Consider the following 20,962-nt stretch of genomic DNA (forward strand, 5'->3'; position numbering starts at 1 on the left):
GCGAAGAGCGCCGGTGCGTCACATCACAGTGGGTCGGGCCACTGTATCCCATGCTTCTGACCGGGCACACCCCTACCTGACTGGTGAGTAACCCGTGTCGTCGCCGATATCCGCCCAGGTAGGCGCAGGAGAGGCCGAAAAAGCCGAACGGGCGGTTCCCTCCAGGGGAACCGCCCGTTCGCATGTCCTCCGCCGATTGGGGGCGGAAAAAGACCGTCTTACTTGACCGACACCTTGGCGCCGGCGCCTTCCAGCTTCTCCTTGGCGGCCTCGGCGGCAGCCTTGTCGACCTTCTCCAGGATGGCCTTCGGCGCGCTCTCGACGAGGTCCTTGGCCTCCTTCAGCCCCAGGCCGGAGACGATCTCGCGGACCACCTTGATGACCTGGATCTTCTTGTCGCCTGCGCCCTCGAGGACGACGTCGAACTCGTCCTGCTCGGCCTCGGCCTCGGCCGGGGCGGCAGCCGCGGCACCCGCGACGGCGACCGGGGCGGCGGCGGTGACCTCGAACTTGTCCTCGAACTTCTTCACGAAGTCGGAGAGCTCGAGCAGGGTCATGTTGCCGAAGGTCTCGAGCAGCTCGTCAACGTTGGCCATTGTTGTTCCTTTCGAAGTATGTGGTGTGGACGTGGGTGGCAACCACCCGGCGGATCACTCCGCGGTCTCGGCCTCGGGCTCGGCGGCCTCGGCGGGCGCGGCAGCGCCCGCAGCGCCTTCTTCGGAGCGCTTCTTCTCCTCCAGCGCGGCGGCCAGCCTGGCCACCTGCGAAGCGGGAGCGGCGAAGAGCCCGGCGGCCTTGGCCAGGTTGCCCTTGAGCGCGCCTGCCAGCTTGGCCAGCAGCACCTCGCGGGACTCCAGGTCGGCGATCCGCTCGACCTCGGACACGGACAGCGGCGCGCCGTCCATGTACCCGCCCTTGATGACGAGGGCCTTGTTGTCCTTCGCGAACGCCTTCAGCGCCTTCGCCGCCTCGACCGGCTCACCGCTGACGAAGGTGATGGCGGTGGGGCCGACGAACAGCTCGTCCAGGCCTTGCACGCCCGCTTCCGCAGCGGCGCGCTTGACCAGGGTGTTCTTGGCGACGGAGTAGGTGGCCTCGGAACCGAGGGCCCGGCGCAGCTCGGTCAGCTTGCCGACCGAAAGACCACGGTATTCCGTGATCACGGTGGCGGTGGAGCTCCGGAACTGCTCCGTGATCTCCGCGACCGCGGTGATCTTCTCGGCATTCGCCATACTTCGCCTCCTCTCTCGATGGTCGGTACGTGACGTACCACCGAACGAATGGGCCGGCGAAAGAACAAGCGCCCCGGACGCAGAGCGTTCCGGGGCGCACAGGAAACACCGTGCCGGACACTGCCCGGCGAACGGAATCCCGACCTCGGCTCTCCCTGCGTGGGCCGCCGGCACTCTGGCCGGACCTTCGACCGATTCCGTGCGGAATCGACGACCAACGGTCTTCGGTAGAACGATGGGGGGTGGGTGCGAACGTGCCGCACACCGTTGTCCAGTCTACATATGTCGTGGGTAAATCCCAAAACGGCCGGAAAAGCACAGCGGCGGGAACGCGAATCGCGTTCCCGCCGCGGCGGTTTCGTGCAGGGCGAGGACTACGCCTCGTCCTCCAGGAGGTTGCGGGTGCGGTTCGGGTCCACCGGGATGCCCGGGCCGGTGTTCGTCGACACCGTCACCTTCTTGACGTAGCGCCCCTTCGCGGTCGACGGCTTGGCGCGCAGGATCTCGTCCAGCGCGGCGCCGTAGTTCTCCACCAGCTTGGCATCGTCGAACGAGGCCTTGCCGATGACGAAGTGCAGGTTGGCCTGCTTGTCGACCCGGAAGTTGATCTTGCCGCCCTTGATGTCGGCCACGGCCTTGGTCACGTCGTTGGTGACCGTGCCGGTCTTCGGGTTCGGCATCAGGCCGCGCGGGCCGAGGACGCGCGCGATCCGGCCGACCTTGGCCATCTGGTCCGGGGTGGCGATCGCGGCGTCGAAGTCGAGCCAGCCGCCCTGGATCCGCTCGATCAGCTCCTCGGCGCCGACCGCGTCCGCACCGGCGGCCTCGGCCTCGGCGGCCTTCTCGCCCGCGGCGAATACGATGACCCGCGCGGTCTTGCCGGTGCCGTGCGGCAGGTTCACGGTGCCGCGGACCATCTGGTCGGCCTTGCGGGGATCCACCCCGAGCCGGACAGCGACCTCGACGGTCGCGTCGGTCTTGGTGGTGGCGGTCTCCTTGGCCAGCTTCGCGGCGGCCAGCGGGGAGTAGAGCGTGTTGCGATCGACCTTCTCGGCCGCGGCGAGGTACGCCTTGCTGCGCTTTGCCATGTTTGTCTGTCCTCTTTCGAAAAGTCAGCGGTGGTTGTCGGGCCTGGCCGGCCCTCCCACGGGGAGCGAGCGGAGTGCGCTCAGCTCTGGACGGTGATCCCCATCGACCTGGCGGTGCCTGCGATGATCTTGGTCGCCTGCTCCAGGTCGTTGGCGTTCAGGTCTTCCTGCTTGGTCTTGGCGATCTCGCGCACCTGGTCCAGGGTCACCGTGGCGACCTTGAGGCGGTGCGGCTCGGCCGAGCCCTTCTCGACGCCTGCGGCCTTCAGCAGCAGCTTCGCGGCAGGCGGGGTCTTCAGCTTGAAGTCGAAGGACCGGTCCTCGTACACCGAGATCTCGACCGGGATGACGTTGCCACGCTGCGACTCGGTCGCGGCGTTGTACGCCTTGCAGAACTCCATGATGTTGACGCCGTGCTGGCCGAGCGCGGGGCCCACCGGGGGGGCGGGATTCGCCATTCCGGCCTTGATCTGCAGCTTGATGATCCCGGCGAGCTTCTTCTTCTTGGGGGGCATCTTTCTTTCCTCGGTTGTCGGTCGTGCTTTCCTACAGAGCGGCTCTGCAAGTACTAGATCTTCGCGACCTGCGTGAAGGCCAGCTCGACCGGGGTCTCCCGGCCGAAGATCGAGACGAGCACCTTGAGCTTCTGCTGCTCGGCGTTCACCTCCGAGATGCTGGCGGGCAGGGTGGCGAACGGGCCGTCCATCACGGTGACCGACTCGCCGACCTCGAAGTCGACCTCGATGACCGGCTTCGGCGCGAGATCGCCGCCGGAATCCGCGCTCTGCGCGGCGGCGGCGGGCTTCTTCTGCTGCTGCGCCGCGGGGACCAGGAACTTCACCACGTCGTCCAGGGACAGCGGGGAGGGCCGGGAGGTCGCGCCGACGAAGCCGGTGACGCCGGGGGTGTTCCGCACCGCGCCCCATGACTCGTCGTTCAGCTCCATCCGGACCAGGATGTAGCCGGGCAGCACCTTGCGGCTGACGTTCTTGCGCTGGCCGTTCTTGATCTCGGTGACATCCTCCGTCGGCACCTCGACCTGGAAGATGTACTCCTCCAGGTCCAGGTTCTGCACGCGGGTCTGGAGGTTGGTCTTCACCTTGTTCTCGTAGCCGGCGTAGGAGTGGATGACGTACCAGTCACCGGGGGCGCGCCGCAGCGCGGCCTTCATCTCGGCGACCGGATCGGCGGGCTCCTCGGCGACGGCGGGGGCCGGCTCCGGCTCCGGCTCGGCGGCTGAGGTCTCCGCGGGCTCCGCGGCTTCCGCGGTCTCCGCGGGCTCGGCCGCGTCGTCCGATGCGGCGGCGTCCTGCTCGTCCGCACCGGCGACGACGGAATCCTCGACGGACTCCGCGGGGTCGGCCGGGAACTCGTCGCTGGTGTCGTTCTCCGGGGTGGTCACCGGTGCGCTCGCTTCCTGTGTCGTCACAAACATCTTCTGCCTGCCGGAGTGGCACGGCGGATCACGCCGCCCGGCTTCCCTGGGATCGGCTCCCGGTGTCGGCGTCGTCCCGCCCGGCCGGTGGGCCGGTCAGCCGAACAGCCAGTCGACACCCTTGATGAACGCCACATCGACCCCGGCGATGAACGCGACCATGAAGACCACGAACACCAGAACAACGATCGTGTAGGTGATCATCTGCTTCCGGTTGGGCCAGATCACCTTGCGCAGTTCCGCGACGACCTCGCGCAGGAACTTGATCAGGCGCTTGAACGGATTGCCCGTTCCCTCGCGCCGGGCCTTGGCGGCGGGCTTGGCAGCCGGACGTTCGATCGTGGCCACCGAACCGGCGTCGGCCGACGAGACAACGCGGCTCCGCCGCGCGGACCGTTTGCCGCTCGGCCGAGTCGATGCGGCGGTGTCCTCACCGTCGTCGGACGCATGCGCGCCGTGGCGAGTATCCCGCTCGTCGCTCACGTCGATCCTCTCTCGTCGCCGGCATTGAGGGCAGGGGCGACAGGACTTGAACCTGCAACCTGCGGTTTTGGAGACCGCTGCTCTGCCAGTTGAGCTACGCCCCTTCGGTCGGACCGATGCTGCCCGTGAGCTCGCCGGGCCCGACCACATTTCCCATCTGAAATTATAGTTTCGGTCCCACACAACACGCGCGCCACTCCTCAGAGCAGCGCGCTACGACCGGTGATCCCAGATTCCCGAGTGTACGTTACCGTCCACCCGATAAGCCAATCCGGCACCGAGCCGCAGGTCAGGACAGCTGCACCGTCGCGGTCGCGCGGCCGAAGATCTTGCGGCCCGCCGACTTCGCCACGATGGCGACGACCGCGGTCCGCGCCTCCGGATCCACCGACTTCACCTTACCGGTGTACTCGATCTCGGCGGGAGAGTCGGCGCCGACGAAGACCGGGCTGGTGAACCGGACGTTGTACTCCTTGACCGCGCCCGGATCGCCGAGCCACGAGGTGACGAAGCCGCCGCCGAGCCCCATGGTGAGCATGCCGTGGCCGACCACGTTGTCCAGCCCGACCAGCTTGACGACCTCGTCGCTCCAGTGGATCGGGTTGGCGTCGCCGGAGACGCCCGCGTAGTTCACCAGGTCGCCGCGGGTGAGCCGGACGGTGCGCGGCGGCAGCTCGGCGCCGACCTCGACGTCGGCGAGGGACAGCGCGTGCTTGCTCGCGGTGATGCCGTCGGCCGGCGGCACCGGCGCCGCCGTGACGGTCGGCGCGCTGTGCGCGGGCTCGTCGTCGCCCATGCCGTGCATGAGCACCTTGCGGACGGCCACGTTCACGTTCGGGTCGATGTCGCCGCCGGTGCGGCCGACCAGCGTGGTGTAGGTGGTGAGCACCAGCTCACCCGCCGCGTCCGAGACGATGTTCTTGGTGACGATGATGTCGCCGCCGAACGCCTGCCGGAACGAGTCCAGGTAGACGTCGCAGATCAGCTTGTCGCCGACCGCGATCGGGCGGTGGAACTCCAGCACCTGGTCGGTCTGCATGATCTGGCTCAGGTCGTAGCCGGTGACCACGTTCTCGAACAGCTTGCGCTGGGCCAGGATGCCGACCAGCGAGATGAAGGTGAGCGGAGCGAGCAGCCCGGGGTAGCCGTACTCGCGGGCGACATCTTCCTCCCAGTGCACCGGGTGGTAGTCCTGCACGGCCCGCGCGTACTCGCGCACCTTCTCGCGCCCGACCTCGTAGTAGTCGTCGACGCGGTAGTGATGACCGACCATCGCCGCCGCGTGCGCGGCCGGATCGACTTCGGTGGTGCCGGTGTTCGATGTCACGGGAGGGACTGTACCTATCTGACCCCGGACGCCGGGATCTCGTCGGACGGTTACCGCCACGGTCCGCCAACGCGAGCGGGGCCGGACATGACGTCCGACCCCGGCGGGCTGTTCACGCGGCAGTGGTCACGCGTGCCAGATCAGCGCGATTCGCGGTGCGCCCGGTGCGTACCGCAGTTCGGGCAGAACTTCTTGAGTTCCAGCCGATCCGGGTCGTTGCGCCGGTTCTTCTTGGTGATGTAGTTGCGATGCTTGCACTGCTCGCAGGCCAGAGTGATCTTCGGCCGGACATCAGTGGACTTCGCGGCCACGGCTTTGCCTTCTTTCCGGTGTTCGGTGCGTACTCTCTACATGGTAGCGATGGCCGGACTTGAACCGGCGACACAACGATTATGAGTCGTTTGCTCTACCGACTGAGCTACACCGCCTTGTGCACGGGAATTGCGAGCCCCCTAACGGAATCGAACCGTTGACCTTTTCCTTACCATGGAAACGCTCTACCGACTGAGCTAAGGGGGCATGACTGCGCTCGCACCGAACTCGGAGGACGTCCGTGTCGGTGGCTCGAAGTCTTGAACGAGGTTACACACTCCCCCGTCGCCGCACCAAATCGCCTGGTGAGAGGCGGTAAACGGCGAAGTCCCCGCCGACCGTGATCGACGGGGACTTCGGGGTGGCAGATGTAGGATTCGAACCTACGTAGGCTTTCGCCGACGGATTTACAGTCCGCTCCCATTGGCCGCTCGGGCAATCTGCCGTGGCACCTCAGTGCGATGAGCAGAATACATCCCGGGGCCCCCCGGATTGCAAACCACCAGGTCACGCGCGCTAATGTGCCCGGTGCATACATACCTCGGGGACAGGAGCACAGCGTGGCCGATTCGTCGTTCGATGTCGTGAGCAAGGTCGACCGCCAGGAGGTCGACAACGCGCTGCAGCAGGCCGCGAAGGAGCTGGGCACCCGGTACGACTTCCGCGGCACCGGCGCCTCCATCGAGTGGTCCGGTGACGACAAGGTCGTGCTCAGCGCCGACGCCGAGGAGCGGGTGAAGGCGGCGCTCGAGGTCTTCAAGGAGAAGCTGATCCGGCGGGACATCTCGCTCAAGGCGTTCGAGGCGGGCGAGCCCGCGGTCTCCGGCAAGATCTACAAGGTCACCGGGACGCTGGTGCAGGGCATCGACACCGAGCACGCCAAGAAGATCACCAAGAAGATCAGGGACGAGGGGCCGAAGGGCGTCAAGGCCCAGGTCCAGGGCGAGGAGCTGCGGGTGAGCAGCAAGAAGCGGGACGACCTGCAGGCGGTGATCTCGCTGCTCAAGGGCGAGGACTTCGGGATCGCGCTGCAGTTCGTGAACTACCGCTAGGGCAGGCGGCGGCCGCCGGCCAGCTCCTCCAGCCGGGCGATCCGGTCGGCGATCGGCGGATGCGTGGAGAAGAGCCTTGCGCCGCGCTCGCCGACCCGGAACGGGTTGGCGATCATCAGGTGCGACTGCGCCGTGAGCTGCGGCTCCGGCGGCAGCGGCGCCGCCTGCGTGCCGCGCTCCAGCTTGCGCAGCGCGGAGGCGAGCGCCAGCGGGTCGCCGGTCAGCTCGGCGCCGGACTGGTCGGCCTGGTACTCCCGCGACCGGGAGACCGCCAGCTTGACCAGCGCGGCCGCGATCGGGCCGAGCAGCGAGAGCAGCAGCACCCCGATCAGGTTCGGCCCGCCGTCCCGGTTGCCGCCGAAGAACGAGGTGATGTAGGCCAGGTTCGCCAAGCCGGAGATCACCGCGGCGAGCGCGCCGGCGACCGACGAGATCAGGATGTCGCGGTTGTAGACGTGCGAGAGCTCGTGGCCGAGCACCGCGCGCAGCTCACGCTCGTCGAGCAGCTGCAGGATGCCGCTGGTGCAGCAGACCGCGGCGTGCCGCGGGTTGCGGCCGGTCGCGAAGGCGTTCGGGGCGTTGGTCGGGCTGATGTAGAGCCGCGGCATGGGCTGGCGGGCGAGCGTCGCGAGCTCGCGGACGATCCGGTAGATGACCGGCGCCTCCAGCTCGGAGACCGGCTGGGCGTGCATGGCCTTGAGCGCCAGCCGATCGCTGTTGAAGTACGCGTACGCGTTGGTGCCGACGGCGATCAGCACCGCGATCACCAGGATCACCGGATTCCGGAACAGGGCGCCGGCCAGCACGATCAGGGCGGAGAGCCCGACCATGAGGCCGAAGGTCTTCAGTCCGTTGGCGTAGCCGTGCCCGTGCATTCCGCTCCTCGCCCCCCGCGATCCCCCTTCTCACCCTTGCTGTCCTAGGCGACAACGACCCGGACCCCGTGCGGAGTTCCGCACGGGGTGGGTCGATCGGGGTGATTCAGCCGACGCGCTCGATGGTGTAGCGGACCAGCTGCTCCAGCGCGTCGTTGGCCGGGCCCGCGGGCAGCGCGGCCAGCTCGGCGTAGGCGAGGTCGGCGTAGCCGCGCAGCTTCTCCCCCGCCTCGACCAGGCCGCGCGAGCCGGCGAGCAGGGCAAGCGCCTCGCTCACCTCCTCGTCGCTGCTCAGCGGGCGGGCGAGCAGGGTGCGCAGCCGGTCGCCGACCGGCCCCTCCTCGCGCAGCGCGTACAGCACCGGCAGGGTGTGCACGCCCTCGCGCAGGTCGGTGCCTGGCGTCTTGCCGGACTGCTCGGCGGCCGAGGAGATGTCGATGATGTCGTCGGAGATCTGGAAGGCGGTACCGACCGCGTCGCCGAGCCGGGCCAGCCGCTCGACGTGCTCGGGATCACCGCCGGAGAAGGTGCCGCCGAAGCGCCCGGCCGCGGCGATCAGCGAGCCGGTCTTCTCCCAGACCACGCGCAGGTAGTGCTCGACCGGGTCCTGCCGCTCGGCGGCGCCGATGGTCTCCCGCATCTGGCCGGTGACCAGCTCGGCGAAGGTCTCGGCGATGATCCGCACCGCGTCCGGGCCGAGCGTGGAGGTGAGCCGGGAGGCGTGCGCGAAGAGGTAGTCGCCCGCCAGGATGGCGAAGCTGTTGCCCCAGCGGGCGTTGACGCTGGGGGCGCCGCGGCGCAGCTGTGCCTCGTCCATCACATCGTCGTGGTAGAGCGTCGCGAGGTGCACCAGCTCGACCACGGTGCCCGCGGTGATCAGGTCCGGGTCGGTGGGGCGCGGGCCGAGCTGTCCGGTGAGGATCGTGAAGAGCGGGCGGAACCGCTTGCCGCCCGCCTTGGCGAGGTGCAGCGCGGCCTCCTGGAGGAAGTCCGCGCCGTCGGAGAGCTCCTCGACCAGCAGGTTCTCCACGGCGGCGAGGCCGGTGCGAACGGTCTCGGCGAGTTTGTCGTCGCCGAGTTCGACCCCGCCCACCACCGTGTTCCCCGCGCTCACAGCCGATGTACTCATCTCTTCTCCCAGCGACGCGTCCGACCCCACGGTAGAGAACCTAGCCTGTCGCGGCACGGCCGCCCATGAACACCGTCACTTGCGCGCGGGCGCGGCCCTGCGAGGATGGAGCAATGGAAGCACCGGACGTCATCCCCGCCGCGGTCGAGGTGCTCGTGGTCGGCGCGGGCCCGGCGGGCTCGGCGGCCGCCGCCTGGGCGGCCAGGGACGGCCGTGACGTGCTGCTGATCGACGGCGCGGTCTTCCCGAGGGACAAGACCTGCGGCGACGGCCTCACCCCGCGCGCCACCGCCGAGCTCGAGCACCTCGGGCTCGGGCCGTGGCTGCGCGCGCACACCGTCAACCACGGTTTGCGGATGACCGGGTTCGGCCGGGAGGAGCTGCTGCCCTGGCCGGTCGGGTCGTTCCCGACCTACGGCAGCGCGGTGCCGCGCACCGAGCTGGACGACACGCTGCGGCAGACGGCGGTGAAGTCGGGCGCGCGCATGCTGGACGGCACCAAGGCCGTCGAGGTGCTCCGCGACGGCGAGCGGGTGCGCGGGATCACCGTCAAGACCGGTTCCGGCATGCACACCGTCGAGTGCCGGACCCTGGTGGTCGCCGACGGGGTGCGCTCGCCGATCGGCAAGCAGCTCGGCCGCAGCTGGCACCGCCGCTTCGCCTACGGCACCGCGGCGCGGGCCTACATCCGCTCGGCGCGCAGCGACGACCAGTGGATCACCTCGCACCTGGAGCTGCGCAACGCCGACGGCGCGCTGGTGCCCGGGTACGGCTGGATCTTCCCGCTCGGCAACGGCGAGGTGAACATCGGCGTCGGCTCGCTGGCCACCGAGCGCAGGCCGTCGCACATCGCGCTGAAGCCGCTGCTGGAGCACTACACCGCACAGCGAAGGGACGAGTGGGCCTTCGACGGCGAGCTGCGCGCGGTGGCGTCGGCGCTGCTGCCGATGGGCGGCGCGGTGTCGAACGTCGCCGGGCCGAACTGGGTGCTGATCGGCGACGCCGCCGGCTGCGTGAACCCGCTCAACGGCGAGGGCATCGACTACGGGCTCGAGGGCGGGCACATGCTGGCCGCGCTGCTGGACGAGCCCGACCTGAGCACCGTCTGGCCGGAGCTGCTCCGCGCCCGCTACGGCCGCACCTTCTCGGTGGCGCGCCGGATCGCCGGCATGGCGACGCACCCGCGGATGGTGCCGCTCGGCGGGCCGCCGCTGATGCGCTCGGCGCTGCTGCGCCGCACCGCGGTGCGGGTGATGGGCAACCTGGTGACCGACGAGGACGCCGACCTCACCGCCCGGCTGTGGCGGGCGGCGGGGCGCGGGTCGATGCGCGCCGACGACCTCGTCCCCTTCGCCTGAGATGCCCGCCAGGCCGCCGCTGGCGCTGCTGCCGCACCTGCGCCGGGCCCGCGACCTGGCCGACCGGCACTACGCCGAGCCGCTCGACCTGACCGCGCTGGCCGCGGCGGCGGGCGTCTCCAAGTTCCACTTCCTGCGCGCCTTCGCGGCGGTGTACGGCCGGACCCCGGCCGCGTACCTCACCGAGCGCCGGATCGAGCGGGCGCAGGATCTGCTGCGCGCGACCAACCTGACCGTGACCGAGGTCTGCATGCTGGTCGGCTACAGCAGCCTCGGCTCGTTCAGCAGCCGGTTCCGCGCGCTGGTCGGGGTGGCGCCATCGGACTACCAGGCCAAGTTCGCCGACGGGGCGCCGCGCATCCCCGGCTGCTACGTCTTCATGCACGGGCTCTCGGACCGGACCGCAATTCCGGAGAAGCGGGAACCCGGCTCCGGCTCCTAGCCTCGGCGGTATGACGATCACCAATGTTTCCCTGGTCACCGTGTACGTCACCGACCAGGAGGCCGCCAAGCAGTGGTACCTGGAGAAGCTGGGCTTCGTCGGGGCCGCCGACATCAGCATGGGCGACAACGGCTTCCGCTGGGTCACCATCGTGCACCCGGACCACCCGGAGCTGGAGATCACGCTCATGGTGCCGGGCCCGCCGCTCGACCCGGAGCTGGCCGACGCCATCCGCCGGTCGCTCGCCAACGGCACGCACGGGGCGCTCGGCCTGCGGACCGACGACTGCCAGCGGACCTTCGAGGAGCTCACCGCGAAGGGCGTGGAGTTCGTGCAGCCGCCTGCCGAGCGGCCCTACGGCACCGAGGCCATCGTCCGGGACAACTCCGGGAACTGGCTGGTGCTGGTGGAGCGGAAGGAGTTCACCCCCGCCGACTTCGCCTGAGCCTCACCCCTCGGGGTGCTCGGCGAGCCACGTGCCGAAGAACTCGCGCTCGTTCTGCACCACGCGCTGGTGCAGTTGCTCGACCATGCGCTCCAGCGCGCCGCCGACCACCGGGACGTCGAACTTGGCCTCGCCGCTGATCTCCAGCACGGCGCCCTCGGCGGTGGGCCGGAGCAGGTAGTCGCCTGCGAGCTCGCCACGCACCCCGGTGGTGGCGGCGGTGAAGAAGCCGGTGGCGCGCTCGCCGTCCAGCCGGTTCCAGGTGTCGGTGCGCTCCAGGGTGAACTCGCGGCCGAGCACCGAGCGGACCACCTTGGGCACGGCGTCGCCGCCGACCCGCTCGGACATGTGGATGCGGATACTGCCCTCGCCGTCGGGGTGCTCGAGGTCGTAGTTCGCGGACTTGGCCTCGGCGAAGCGCGCGCGCCAGGCCTCGGGATCGGTGTATGCCCGGTGAAGCAGGGTCACCGGGGCGGAATAGGGCACGGTGAAGCTATAGGTGCGGGACATGGGCGCACACGCTAGCGGACCCGTCCATTAACCTGGCCCGGTGTCGGAAACCAGCCTCCGCGTGGCGCGTTCGGGTTCGCTGGGGCGGGGCGGGCTGACGGTGCTCGTCGTCGCCGCGGCGATCAGCGCGCTCATGGTGCTGCTCGTGCTCGCCGCCTTCCGCAACGACTACCTGATCAGCTCGGATCGCGGCGTGACCACGGCCGAGGTGCTCTCCGCCGGGCGGCTGCGCTCGGCCGTCATGTACGTGACGCCGGACGGCGTGACGCACAACCCCAAGGTCGGGGTGCTGTACCCGACCAACCTGACCGCCGGGCAGAACATCAATGTCGAGTACAACCGGGCCGACCCGGATCTGGTGCGGGTGGCCGGGCGCGACGCCACCGTGGCGATCATCCCGGCGGGGTCGGTGATCGTGGTCGTCTGGCTGATCGCCCTTCCGCTGCTGTGGTACCTGCCGCGGCGCAGGAAGAACTGAGCGTTCGCCGGAACTTTCCGCGCCCTTCACGAAGCCGTGGCGCCGCCGGTCACCGGAATTGCGAGGCTGGACGGGTGCGCGTAGCCATCGTCGCGGAGTCGTTCACGCCGAACATGAACGGTGTCACGAACTCCGTCCTCCGGGTGCTCGACCATCTGGACCGGCTCGGCCACGACGCCATCGTGGTCGCGCCCGACACCGTGCGCGGGCTGCCGCCCGCCCCGGATCACCAGGGCAGATTCCGGGTGCACCGGGTGCCTGCGGTCATGGTGCCGAAGATCAGCTCGCTGCCGGTCGGGCTGCCGCAGCCGGGCATCACCGCCGCCATCGCCGCCTTCGACGCCGACGTGGTGCACCTGGCCTCGCCCTTCCTGCTCGGCGCGGGCGGGCTCGGCGCGGCGCTGCGGCTCGACCTGCCGAGCGTCGCCGTCTACCAGACCGACGTGGCCGGCTTCGCCGCCAGCTACGGGCTGAGCCTGGCCGCACGGGCCGCCTGGGGCTGGACCAGGCGGATCCACGAGGGCGCCACCCGCACGCTCGCGCCGTCCAGCGCGGCCGCCGCCGATCTGGCCGCACACGGCATCCCCCGGGTGCACCGCTGGGGCCGAGGCGTCGACATCGCCCGCTTCGCGCCCTCGCGGCGCAGCCGGGAGCTGCGCGAACGCTGGCTCGGCGGCACCGAACGGATGCTGGTCGGCTTCGTCGGCAGGCTGGCGCCGGAGAAGCACGTGGACCGGCTGGCCGCGCTCGCCCGCGATCCCGGCGTGCGGCTGGTGATCGTCGGCGACGGCCCGGAGCGCGCCCGGCTCGAACAGCTGCTGCCCGGCGCGGTCTTCACCGGCGAGCTGGGCGGGCTGGAGCTGGCCGCGGCGTACGCGAGCCTGGACGTCATGGTGCACCCGGGCGAGCACGAGACCTTCTGCCAGGGCGTGCAGGAGGCACTGGCCGCGGGCGTACCGGTGATCGGGCCGGACGCGGGCGGCCCGCGCGACCTCGTCGCGCACTGCCGCAACGGCTACCTGCTCCCGGTGGAGCGGTTCGAGGAGCTGCTGCCGAGCGCGGTCGAGGCGCTGCGCGATCCGGCGCTGCGCGCCAGATACGCCGTCGCGGCCCGCAAGTCGGTGCTGCACCGCACCTGGCCCGCGATCTGCGACGAGCTCATGGGGCACTACGCCGCGGTCACCGGCTGGACGGAACGCACATCACACACGGCCTGAAGGGTGAAACACCCGTGACCGGATAGGGTCGCGGTGTGGCGAAAACAGGACAGCGCGAGACGATCCGGGCCTCGCTGGAGAAGCGGCCGGACGAGGTCGCGTCGATGTTCGACGGGGTCGCGAAGCGGTACGACCTCACCAATACCGTGATCTCCGGCGGGCAGGACCGGTACTGGCGCTGGGCGACCAGGCGCGCGCTCGATCCGCGCCCCGGCGAGCGGGTGCTCGACCTGGCCGCAGGCACCGGCGTCTCCACGGTGGAGCTGCGCCGCTCCGGCGCCTGGTGCGTCGCCGCCGACTTCTCGCAGGGCATGCTGGCCGCGGGGCGCGGCAGGCAGGTGCCGATGGTCGCGGGCGACGCCATGGCGCTGCCCTTCGCCGACGATTCCTTCGACGCCGTCACCATCTCCTTCGGGCTGCGCAACGTCGCCGACATCGACCTCGCCATGCGCGAGATGCTGCGCGTCACCAAGCCCGGCGGGCGGCTGGTGATCTGCGAGTTCTCCACGCCGGTGCTCGGGCCGTTCCGCACGGTCTACATGGAGTACCTGATGAAGGCGCTGCCCCGGGTGGCGCGCGCGGTGAGCAGCAACCCGGACGCCTACGTCTACCTGGCCGAGTCCATCCGGGCCTGGCCCGCGCAGCGCCAGCTGGCGCGGCGGATCACCGAGGCGGGCTGGTCCACGGTGAAGTGGCGCAACCTGACCGGCGGCGTAGTCGCCCTGCACCGGGGTTTCAAGCTCGGCTGACCTGCGCTTTCGTGATTCCCGCCACAGCTCACCGGAAGAATTTCCGCCGGTGAGGCGGAATGTCACCTGTCGATAACGTCGGGTAAAAACCGCGCAACCGCGCCGCAGCACCATGGACTCCATGCGGGAAGCGGATACGGTGCGCACACAGTGCTCGTACTGCGGTGTCGGCTGCGGCATCACCGTGGCGACCGGGGTCGAGCGCGGCGTGCCGGTGATCGCGAAGGTCGCGGGCGACAAGCTGCACCCGGCGAACGCGGGCAGGCTCTGCACCAAGGGCGCGACGCACGCCGAGCTCATGCGCACGGACGGGCGGATGAGCACCGCGCTGCGGCGTCCGGCGCGGGACCGCGAGCCGGAGCCGGTTCCGGTGGACGACGCCGTCGCCGAGGCCGCGGCCCGGCTGAGGGCGATCCTGGACGAGCACGGGCCGGACGCCGTCGCGCTGTACGTCTCCGGGCAGATGTCGCTGGAGGCGCAGTACCTGGCCACCAAGCTGGCCAAGGGGTACCTGCGCACGGTGCACATCGAGGCCAACTCGCGGCTCTGCATGGCCAGCGCGGGCACCGGCTACAAGCAGTCGCTCGGGTCGGACGGCCCGCCCGGCTCCTACGACGACATCGACGCCGCCGACCTGTTCTTCGTGATCGGCGCCAATACCGCCGACTGCCACCCGATCGTGCACCTGCGGATGGCGGACCGGCTCAAGGCCGGGGCCAAGCTGATCGTGGTCGACCCGCGCCGCACCGAGACCGCGGACCGCGCCGACCTCTTCCTGCAGATCGCGCCCGGCACCGACCTGGCGCTGCTGAACGGCCTGCTGCACCTGCTCGTCGCCGACGGCGCGATCGACGCCGAGTTCATCGCCGCACACACCGAGGGCTGGGACGCCATGCCGGAGTTCCTGGCCGAGTACCCGCCGGAGCGGGTCGCCGAGCTCACCGGGCTGGCCGAGCCGGACATCCGTACCGCGGCGCGGATGATCGCCGACGCGGGCGAGTGGATGTCGCTGTGGACGATGGGGCTGAACCAGTCCACGCACGGCACCTGGAACACCAACGCGGTGGTCAACCTGCATCTCGCCACCGGGGCCATCTGCCGTCCGGGCAGCGGGCCGTTCTCGCTCACCGGCCAGCCGAACGCCATGGGCGGGCGGGAGATGGGGTACATGGGGCCGGGGCTGCCCGGCCAGCGCAGCCTGCTCTCCCCCGCCGACCGCGCCTTCGTGGAGACGGCGTGGGAGCTGCCGCCGGGCACCATCCGGGACGAGGCCGGGCCGGGCACCATCGAGATGTTCCGGGAGATGAGCGCGGGGCGGATCAGGGCGGCCTGGATCATCTGCACCAACCCGGTGGCGACGGTGGCGAACCGGACCACGGTGATCGCCGGGCTGGAGGCCGCGGACCTGGTGATCACCCAGGACGCCTACGCCGCGACGGCGACCAACACCTACGCCGACATCGTGCTGCCCGCCACGCTCTGGGCCGAGGCGGAGGCCACCATGGTGAACTCCGAGCGCACGGTGACGCTGCTCCGGCAGGCGGTGCCGCCGCGCGGCGACGCCAGGCCGGACTGGCTGCTGATCGCGCAGGTCGCGCGGGCCATGGGCTTCCCCGGCTTCGAGTTCGAGACGGCGGCCGAGGTCTTCGCCGAGATCACCCGCTTCGCCAACCCGGCCACCGGCTACGACCTGCGCGGCATGAGCCACGCGGCGCTGCTCGACGGGCCGATGCAGTGGCCGTGCCCCGACCCGGAGCGGCCGCGCAACCCGATCCGCTACGTCAACGACGGGGTCAGCCAGACGCTGTTCACCGCCGCGGACGGCAGCACCCCGCGGTTGGCCTTCGCCACGCCGAGCAGGCGCGCGGTCTTCCTCGCGCGGCCGCACCTGCCGCCGCGGGAGATGCCGGACGACGACCACCCGTTCCTGCTCAACACCGGCAGGCTCCAGCACCAGTGGCACACCATGACCAAGACCGGGCGGATCGGCAAGCTCACCAAGCTCACCGGGGAGCCGTTCCTGGAGATCTGCCCGGCCGACGCGGAGCGGCTCGAGATCCGGCCGGGCGACGGGATCGAGATCACCTCGCGCCGGGGCCGGGCGGTGCTGCCCGCCCGGATCTCGGATCGGGTGCGGCCCGGTGACTGCTTCGCGCCGTTCCACTGGAACGACGAACACGGCGAGTACCTGACCATCAACGCCGTCACCAACGACGCGGTCGACCCGGTCTCCTTGCAACCGGAGTTCAAGGCCTGCGCGGTGGCGCTGCGCCGGGTGCCCGCCGCACCCCGGCCCGCGCCGCAGCCCGCCCCCGCGGCGCACCCGCTGGCCGCGGCGCTCGGGCTGGACGGCACCGCGCCGACGCTGAGCGAGGCGGAGCGGATCTACCTCTCCGGCTACCTCGCCGCGCTGCAGTCGCTCCCGGTGACCGGGCAGCCGGTGCTCCCGGTGACCGCGCCGATCTCGCCGGGCAGCCGGATCTGGATCGACGGGTTGCTTGCCGGGATGTACTCGCGGGCGGGCGAGGCCGCCGACGCGGCGCCGGAGCGCGCGGTGACGGTGCTCTGGGCCTCGCAGACCGGCACCGCCGAGGAGCTGGCGGCGAGCGCAGCCGGGCGGCTCACCGCGGCCGGGTTCAGCCCCCGGCTGCGCGACATGGACGCCTGCGACCCGGCCGAGCTCGGCGGCGACGTGCTGGTGGTGAGCAGCACCTTCGGCGACGGCGGGCCGCCGGACAACGGCCGCGACTTCAGGGAGCGGCTGGCCGAGCATCCCGGGCGGTTCAGCGGCATGCGGTACGCCGTCTTCGCGCTCGGCGACTCCTCCTACGACGACTTCTGCGGGCACGGCCGCAAGCTGGACGAGACCTTCGCCGCCCGCGGCGCGCAGCGGTTGCTGACCAGGGTGGACAGTGAGCCGGAGTACGACGAGGCGGCGGATGCCTGGTTGGACGCGGTGCTCGCGGCGCTCGGGTCGGGTGGTCCCGATGCCGGGCCCGCGGGCGATAGCGCTGGTCGCGGCCCCTCGGGCGCTGACGGCGGCCCCTCGGGCGCGAACGGCGGCCCCGCGGGCACCGGCGGTGTGCCGGTCGGCCCCGGCGGGTTTCCCGGCGGCGCCGACGGCCGCCCGGTCAGCACGGGCGGGGTACCGGCCAACGCCGGCGGCGCACCGCTGAACAGGGGCGGCATCCTGCTCGGCGCGGGTGGTGGCCCGGGCAGCATGCGCGCCGGAGCGGGGGGTGCCTCCAGCCCGGCCGGGGGCGGGATCGCGACGGCGGTGCGCCCGGCGACGAAGCGCGCCGCGCGGTTCACCCGCAACGCGCCGGTCCGCGCGCCCCTGGTGCGCAACGAGGTGCTCTCCGCGGGCAGCGCCAAGGAGGTCCGCCGCTTCGGCTTCGACCTGCGCGACCTCGACGTCCGCTACGAGGCGGGCGACGCGCTCGGCATCTGGCCGCGCAACGGCGACGCGCTGGTCGCCGAGTGGCTCGCCGCCACCGGCCTCGACGGCGCCCGCCCGGTCGAGGTGGACGGCGCCGACCTCCCGCTGGCCGAGGCGCTCGCCACCCGCTACGACATCACCAGGGTCAGCAACGACCTGCTCACCTTCGTCGCCGAGCACCATCCCGGCAACAACCAGCTGGCGAAGCTGCTGCGCCGGGACAACCGCAACGAACTCGACAGCTACCTCTGGGACAAGCAGGCGGTCGACGTGCTGCGCGACTTCCCGGTCCGCGCCGACCTGGTGGAGTGGCTCGGCGCGCTGAAGAAGCTGCAACCGCGCCAGTACTCGATCTCCTCCAGCCCGCGGGTGAGCCCGCACGAGGTGGAGCTCACCGTCGGCGTCGTCCGCTACGCCGAGCGCGGCGGCGTCTGCTCCACCTTCCTCGCCGACCGGGCAGGCACCGAGGTCCCGATCTTCCTGCAGCGCGCGCCGCACTTCCGCCCGCCGCTGGACCGCACCGCCCCGATGATCATGGTCGGCCCCGGCACCGGCATCGCCCCCTTCCGCGGCTTCCTGCACGAGCGCCGCGCGCTCGGCGCCCCCGGCCGCAACTGGCTCTTCTTCGGCGACCAGCACGCCGCGCAGCACTTCTACTACCGCGCCGAGCTGGAGGACATGTTCCGCTCCGGCTTCCTCACCCGGCTCGACCTGGCCTTCTCCCGGGACCAGCGGGAGCGCGTCTACGTGCAGCACCGGATGATCGAGCACGGCGCCGAGCTGTGGTCCTGGCTGCGCGACGGCGCGTACTTCTACGTCTGCGGGGACGCGGCCAGGATGGCGACCGACGTCGACGAGGCGCTGCTCACCATCGCCAGGGTGCACGGCAAGCTCGACGACGACGGCGCCCGCGCCTTCCGCAAGCAGCTCGTCGCGGAGAAGCGCTACGTCCGGGACGTCTACTGAGCGGCGGCCAGCGGCGGGTCGAGCCGGGCGAAGTCCGGCAGCCGGTGGTAGGGGTAGCGCGGATAGGGCGGGGTGGTCGCGCTGGCGGCGTCCAGCCGGGCCAGCTGCTCCGGCGTCAGCGCGACCTCGAGCGCGCCGAGATTCTGCCGCAGCTGCTCCTCGTTCCGCGCGCCGACGATCACGCTGGTCACGGTCGGCCGGGTGCGCAGCCAGGCCAGGGCGAGCTGCGGCACGGCGTGGCCGGTCTCGGCGGCGAGCTCGTCCAGCACGTCGACCACCCGGTACAGCCGCTCGTCGTCCACCGGCGGGCCCGCGGCGGCGGTTCGGTGCAGCCTGCTGCCCGGCGGCAGCGCGGCGCCGCGGCGGATGTGCCCGGTCAGCCGCCCCCACCCCAGCGGTGACCAGACCAGCGCGCCGACGCCCTGGTCGTGGCCGAGCGGCATGAGCTCCCACTCGTAGTCCCGGCCGACCAGCGAGTAGTAGACCTGGTGCGCGACGTACCTGGTGAGCCCGTTCCGGTCGGCGGCGGCGAGCGACTTCATGAGCTGCCACCCGGCGAAGTTGGAGGCGCCGATATAGCGGAGCTTGCCCGCGTGCACCAGGTCGTCGAGCGCGCTCAGCGTCTCCTCGACCGGGGTGCGCGCATCGAAGGCGTGCAACTGGAACAGGTCGATGTGCTCGGTGCCGAGCCGGCGCAGCGCCGCCTCCACCGCGCGCACCAGCCGGGCGCGGCCGGTGCCGGCCTCGTCGGGGCCGGGGCCGGTCGGCAGCCCGGCCTTGGTGCTGATCAGCACCCGGTCGCGGCGGCCGCGCAGCGCCGCGCCGAGCACCTCCTCCGAGGCGCCGTCGGAGTAGACGTCGGCGGTGTCGAAGAGGGTGACGCCCGCCTCCAGGCAGATGTCGACCAGCCGCCGGGCGGCGGCCACGTCGGTGTCGCCCCAGGCGCCGAAGAGTTCGCCGCGGCCGCCGAAGGTGCCCGCGCCGAATCCGAGCACGGGCAGGACGAGACCGGAGGCACCGGATCGCCGATACTCCATGACCACTCCTAAAGGGTCTATAGTTCCGTTAACTCGTCCGACGGTACGCCCGAGCGGCTACAAATGGAACTGGAGACCCGTTATGACTTCGGACCCGGGGTCGGTCCGGCCCGGCGGGCGCACCGCCCGGGTGCGCGCGGCGGTGCTGCGGGCCGCGGGCGACCTGCTGGCACAGCGCGGCCTCGGCGCGCTGGATCTCACCGAGGTGGCCGCGCTGGCCGAGGTCGGCAAGACCACCGTGTACCGGCGCTGGGGCACGCCCGCCGGGCTGGTGACCGACCTGCTGGTGGCGATGGCGGAGGAGTCGGTGCCGCGCGCCGACACCGGCACCCTGCGCGGGGATCTGCTTGCCAATGCCCGGCTGGTGCTCGGCACGCTCACCGACGCCAGGCAGGGACGGCTGTTCCGCGCGGTGATCGCGGCCGGGACGGCCGACCCCGCGACCGAGGTTGCGCTGCGGCGCTTCTACGACGTGCGGCTGGCGGAGTGGGCGCCGTGTGTCACCGACGGGATCGCGCGCGGGGAGGCGCCGGTCGGCACCGATCCGCGGGCGGTACTCTCCGCGGTCTCGGCTCCGCTCTACTACCGGCTGTTGATCAGCGGCGATCCGCTCGACGATGCCGCCGCGGTGCGCGCCGCCGAAGCGGCCATGGACGCGGTCGCAGCGGGCCGGTTCGTCGCGTCGACCCGAGCCGCGGCGGAGTAGGCGCGACCCGGGCCTGCGCCTCAGGCGGCCCAGTCGGCCCTGCGACCCGTGCGGGCCAGCACCCGGTCCAGGCGGGAGGCGTCCCCAGCGACCGGCTGGACCGGGCCGAAGAGCCCCGGCGTCCCCTCCGCGGGCACCTCGGCGAGGAACTCCTCCAGCACCTCCAGCTCACCCGGCGTCACGTCGAAGGGCAGCCCGGTGGCGCGGGCCAGGTCCCACCCGTGGATGACGAGCTCGTCCAGCGCCACCGCCGCCATGGCCGGCGCGGGCGCGGTGACCCCGCCCGCCTCGGTCTCCCCTGCCCACGCCGCCGGCTCGCGCCAGGCACTGACCAGCGCGTTCAACCGCGCCGGGATGAGCGTGCGCCAGTCAGCGGGCAGCTCGCTCGCGGCCACCTCGGGCGGCTGCGAACCACCGGCCTCCTTGACCGCGGCCTGCCGGAATGCCTCGGTGAGCCCGGCGACGTGCCCGAGCAGGGCGGCCACCGGAACACCGGGGCACGGGGTCGGGCCGGTGAGCTGGTCGTCGCCGATCCCGGCGACCAGGGCGGCCATCCGGTCGGCGGCGACGGCGAAATCGAAGGTGGGGGCGGCAGTGGTCACGGCGGATCTCCTGTTCTCGGAACGGGCTCTCCCCGATACCGACGGAGCCGGCCCGCGGAATTCATCGCCGCGCCGTGGGT

General features: G+C 71.3%; 22 protein-coding genes and 4 tRNA genes. 9 read left to right on the forward strand and 17 right to left on the reverse strand.

Annotated elements, in window-relative coordinates; genetic code table 11:
* Positions 1 to 218 precede the first annotated feature (218 nt).
* The 12 genes from rplL to LTT61_RS15595 form a co-directional block, all read right to left on the reverse strand.
* Positions 219 to 596, reverse strand: coding sequence for a 50S ribosomal protein L7/L12 (gene rplL / locus LTT61_RS15540; protein ID WP_233020673.1), 378 nt, complete (start codon positions 594 to 596; stop codon positions 219 to 221).
* Between the two features lie 54 nt (positions 597 to 650).
* Complete coding sequence (rplJ, locus tag LTT61_RS15545; RefSeq protein ID WP_233020674.1) at positions 651 to 1,232, reverse strand: 50S ribosomal protein L10; 582 nt, start codon at positions 1,230 to 1,232, stop codon at positions 651 to 653.
* 374 nt (positions 1,233 to 1,606) lie between these two features.
* Positions 1,607 to 2,320: a 50S ribosomal protein L1 gene (rplA, locus tag LTT61_RS15550; RefSeq protein ID WP_233020675.1), complete on the reverse strand. Its 714-nt coding sequence runs from the start codon at positions 2,318 to 2,320 to the stop codon at positions 1,607 to 1,609.
* Positions 2,321 to 2,400: 80 nt separating this feature from the next.
* A complete protein-coding gene (gene rplK, locus LTT61_RS15555) occupies positions 2,401 to 2,835 on the reverse strand; it encodes a 50S ribosomal protein L11 (protein ID WP_233020676.1) in 435 nt (144 codons plus the stop codon).
* 53 nt (positions 2,836 to 2,888) lie between these two features.
* Positions 2,889 to 3,722, reverse strand: coding sequence for a transcription termination/antitermination protein NusG (gene nusG, locus LTT61_RS15560; protein ID WP_233021029.1), 834 nt, complete (start codon positions 3,720 to 3,722; stop codon positions 2,889 to 2,891).
* 129 nt (positions 3,723 to 3,851) lie between these two features.
* Entirely contained in the window at positions 3,852 to 4,238 is a 387-nt protein-coding gene (gene secE, locus LTT61_RS15565) for a preprotein translocase subunit SecE (RefSeq protein ID WP_233020677.1), read from the reverse strand.
* Positions 4,239 to 4,269: 31 nt separating this feature from the next.
* Positions 4,270 to 4,342: transfer RNA gene (locus LTT61_RS15570), tRNA-Trp, on the reverse strand.
* 185 nt (positions 4,343 to 4,527) lie between these two features.
* The gene (locus LTT61_RS15575) at positions 4,528 to 5,511 is read right to left on the reverse strand and encodes a fused (3R)-hydroxyacyl-ACP dehydratase subunits HadA/HadB (RefSeq protein ID WP_233021030.1); all 984 of its coding nucleotides are present in this window, start codon (positions 5,509 to 5,511) and stop codon (positions 4,528 to 4,530) included.
* Positions 5,512 to 5,705: 194 nt separating this feature from the next.
* On the reverse strand, positions 5,706 to 5,876 hold the full coding sequence (gene rpmG / locus LTT61_RS15580) for a 50S ribosomal protein L33 (protein WP_011211653.1): 171 nt from the start codon (positions 5,874 to 5,876) through the stop codon (positions 5,706 to 5,708).
* Between the two features lie 41 nt (positions 5,877 to 5,917).
* Positions 5,918 to 5,993 (reverse strand) — tRNA-Met (locus LTT61_RS15585).
* An 18-nt stretch (positions 5,994 to 6,011) separates the two neighbouring features.
* Positions 6,012 to 6,084: transfer RNA gene (locus LTT61_RS15590), tRNA-Thr, on the reverse strand.
* Between the two features lie 155 nt (positions 6,085 to 6,239).
* Positions 6,240 to 6,322: transfer RNA gene (locus LTT61_RS15595), tRNA-Tyr, on the reverse strand.
* 115 nt (positions 6,323 to 6,437) lie between these two features.
* On the opposite strand from LTT61_RS15595, the gene LTT61_RS15600 reads away from it, so the two are divergent.
* Positions 6,438 to 6,929 (forward strand): YajQ family cyclic di-GMP-binding protein, encoded by a 492-nt coding sequence (locus tag LTT61_RS15600; protein WP_233020678.1) that lies wholly within the window; start codon positions 6,438 to 6,440, stop codon positions 6,927 to 6,929.
* On the opposite strand, the gene htpX is transcribed toward LTT61_RS15600, so the two are convergent.
* On the reverse strand, positions 6,926 to 7,804 hold the full coding sequence (gene htpX / locus LTT61_RS15605; RefSeq protein ID WP_233020679.1) for a zinc metalloprotease HtpX: 879 nt from the start codon (positions 7,802 to 7,804) through the stop codon (positions 6,926 to 6,928). The genes LTT61_RS15600 and htpX overlap by 4 nt on opposite strands.
* Before the next feature lie 106 nt (positions 7,805 to 7,910).
* Positions 7,911 to 8,933 (reverse strand): polyprenyl synthetase family protein, encoded by a 1,023-nt coding sequence (locus LTT61_RS15610; RefSeq protein ID WP_233020680.1) that lies wholly within the window; start codon positions 8,931 to 8,933, stop codon positions 7,911 to 7,913.
* Between the two features lie 113 nt (positions 8,934 to 9,046).
* Here LTT61_RS15610 and LTT61_RS15615 point away from each other — a divergent pair, with 113 nt between their 5' ends.
* From LTT61_RS15615 to LTT61_RS15625, 3 genes are read left to right on the forward strand one after another with little or no spacing between them, the layout of a single operon-like run.
* Positions 9,047 to 10,291, forward strand: coding sequence for a geranylgeranyl reductase family protein (locus LTT61_RS15615; RefSeq protein WP_233020681.1), 1,245 nt, complete (start codon positions 9,047 to 9,049; stop codon positions 10,289 to 10,291).
* Between the two features lies 1 nt (position 10,292).
* Complete coding sequence (locus LTT61_RS15620; RefSeq protein ID WP_233020682.1) at positions 10,293 to 10,733, forward strand: helix-turn-helix transcriptional regulator; 441 nt, start codon at positions 10,293 to 10,295, stop codon at positions 10,731 to 10,733.
* A gap of 10 nt (positions 10,734 to 10,743) precedes the next feature.
* Entirely contained in the window at positions 10,744 to 11,178 is a 435-nt protein-coding gene (locus LTT61_RS15625) for a VOC family protein (RefSeq protein WP_233020683.1), read from the forward strand.
* 3 nt (positions 11,179 to 11,181) lie between these two features.
* Here the strand turns inward: LTT61_RS15625 and LTT61_RS15630 are convergent, their stop codons facing one another.
* Positions 11,182 to 11,688 carry a DUF2505 domain-containing protein gene (locus LTT61_RS15630; protein WP_233020684.1) on the reverse strand — a complete coding sequence of 169 codons (507 nt, stop codon included), beginning with the start codon at positions 11,686 to 11,688 and terminating at the stop codon, positions 11,182 to 11,184.
* 40 nt (positions 11,689 to 11,728) lie between these two features.
* Here LTT61_RS15630 and LTT61_RS15635 point away from each other — a divergent pair, with 40 nt between their 5' ends.
* The 4 genes from LTT61_RS15635 (at position 11,729) to LTT61_RS15650 (ending at position 18,537) form a co-directional block, all read left to right on the forward strand.
* Positions 11,729 to 12,166, forward strand: a complete 438-nt coding sequence (locus tag LTT61_RS15635) for a DUF3592 domain-containing protein (protein WP_378642845.1) — start codon at positions 11,729 to 11,731, stop codon at positions 12,164 to 12,166.
* Positions 12,167 to 12,240: 74 nt separating this feature from the next.
* A complete protein-coding gene (locus LTT61_RS15640; RefSeq protein ID WP_233020685.1) occupies positions 12,241 to 13,383 on the forward strand; it encodes a glycosyltransferase family 4 protein in 1,143 nt (380 codons plus the stop codon).
* A 35-nt stretch (positions 13,384 to 13,418) separates the two neighbouring features.
* The gene (locus tag LTT61_RS15645) at positions 13,419 to 14,132 is read left to right on the forward strand and encodes a demethylmenaquinone methyltransferase (RefSeq protein ID WP_269821890.1); all 714 of its coding nucleotides are present in this window, start codon (positions 13,419 to 13,421) and stop codon (positions 14,130 to 14,132) included.
* 121 nt (positions 14,133 to 14,253) lie between these two features.
* Positions 14,254 to 18,537: a bifunctional nitrate reductase/sulfite reductase flavoprotein subunit alpha gene (locus tag LTT61_RS15650; RefSeq protein ID WP_233020686.1), complete on the forward strand. Its 4,284-nt coding sequence runs from the start codon at positions 14,254 to 14,256 to the stop codon at positions 18,535 to 18,537.
* On the opposite strand, the gene LTT61_RS15655 is transcribed toward LTT61_RS15650, so the two are convergent.
* Positions 18,531 to 19,574: an aldo/keto reductase gene (locus LTT61_RS15655; protein ID WP_233020687.1), complete on the reverse strand. Its 1,044-nt coding sequence runs from the start codon at positions 19,572 to 19,574 to the stop codon at positions 18,531 to 18,533. The genes LTT61_RS15650 and LTT61_RS15655 overlap by 7 nt on opposite strands.
* A gap of 82 nt (positions 19,575 to 19,656) precedes the next feature.
* Between LTT61_RS15655 and LTT61_RS15660 the strand changes: the two genes are divergently transcribed.
* Complete coding sequence (locus LTT61_RS15660; RefSeq protein WP_233020688.1) at positions 19,657 to 20,280, forward strand: TetR/AcrR family transcriptional regulator; 624 nt, start codon at positions 19,657 to 19,659, stop codon at positions 20,278 to 20,280.
* 20 nt (positions 20,281 to 20,300) lie between these two features.
* On the opposite strand, the gene LTT61_RS15665 is transcribed toward LTT61_RS15660, so the two are convergent.
* Positions 20,301 to 20,882 carry a TIGR03086 family metal-binding protein gene (locus tag LTT61_RS15665; protein WP_269821891.1) on the reverse strand — a complete coding sequence of 194 codons (582 nt, stop codon included), beginning with the start codon at positions 20,880 to 20,882 and terminating at the stop codon, positions 20,301 to 20,303.
* Positions 20,883 to 20,962: the final 80 nt, after the last annotated feature.

This window comes from Nocardia asteroides, assembly GCF_021183625.1.
Classification (GTDB): domain Bacteria; phylum Actinomycetota; class Actinomycetes; order Mycobacteriales; family Mycobacteriaceae; genus Nocardia; species Nocardia asteroides_A.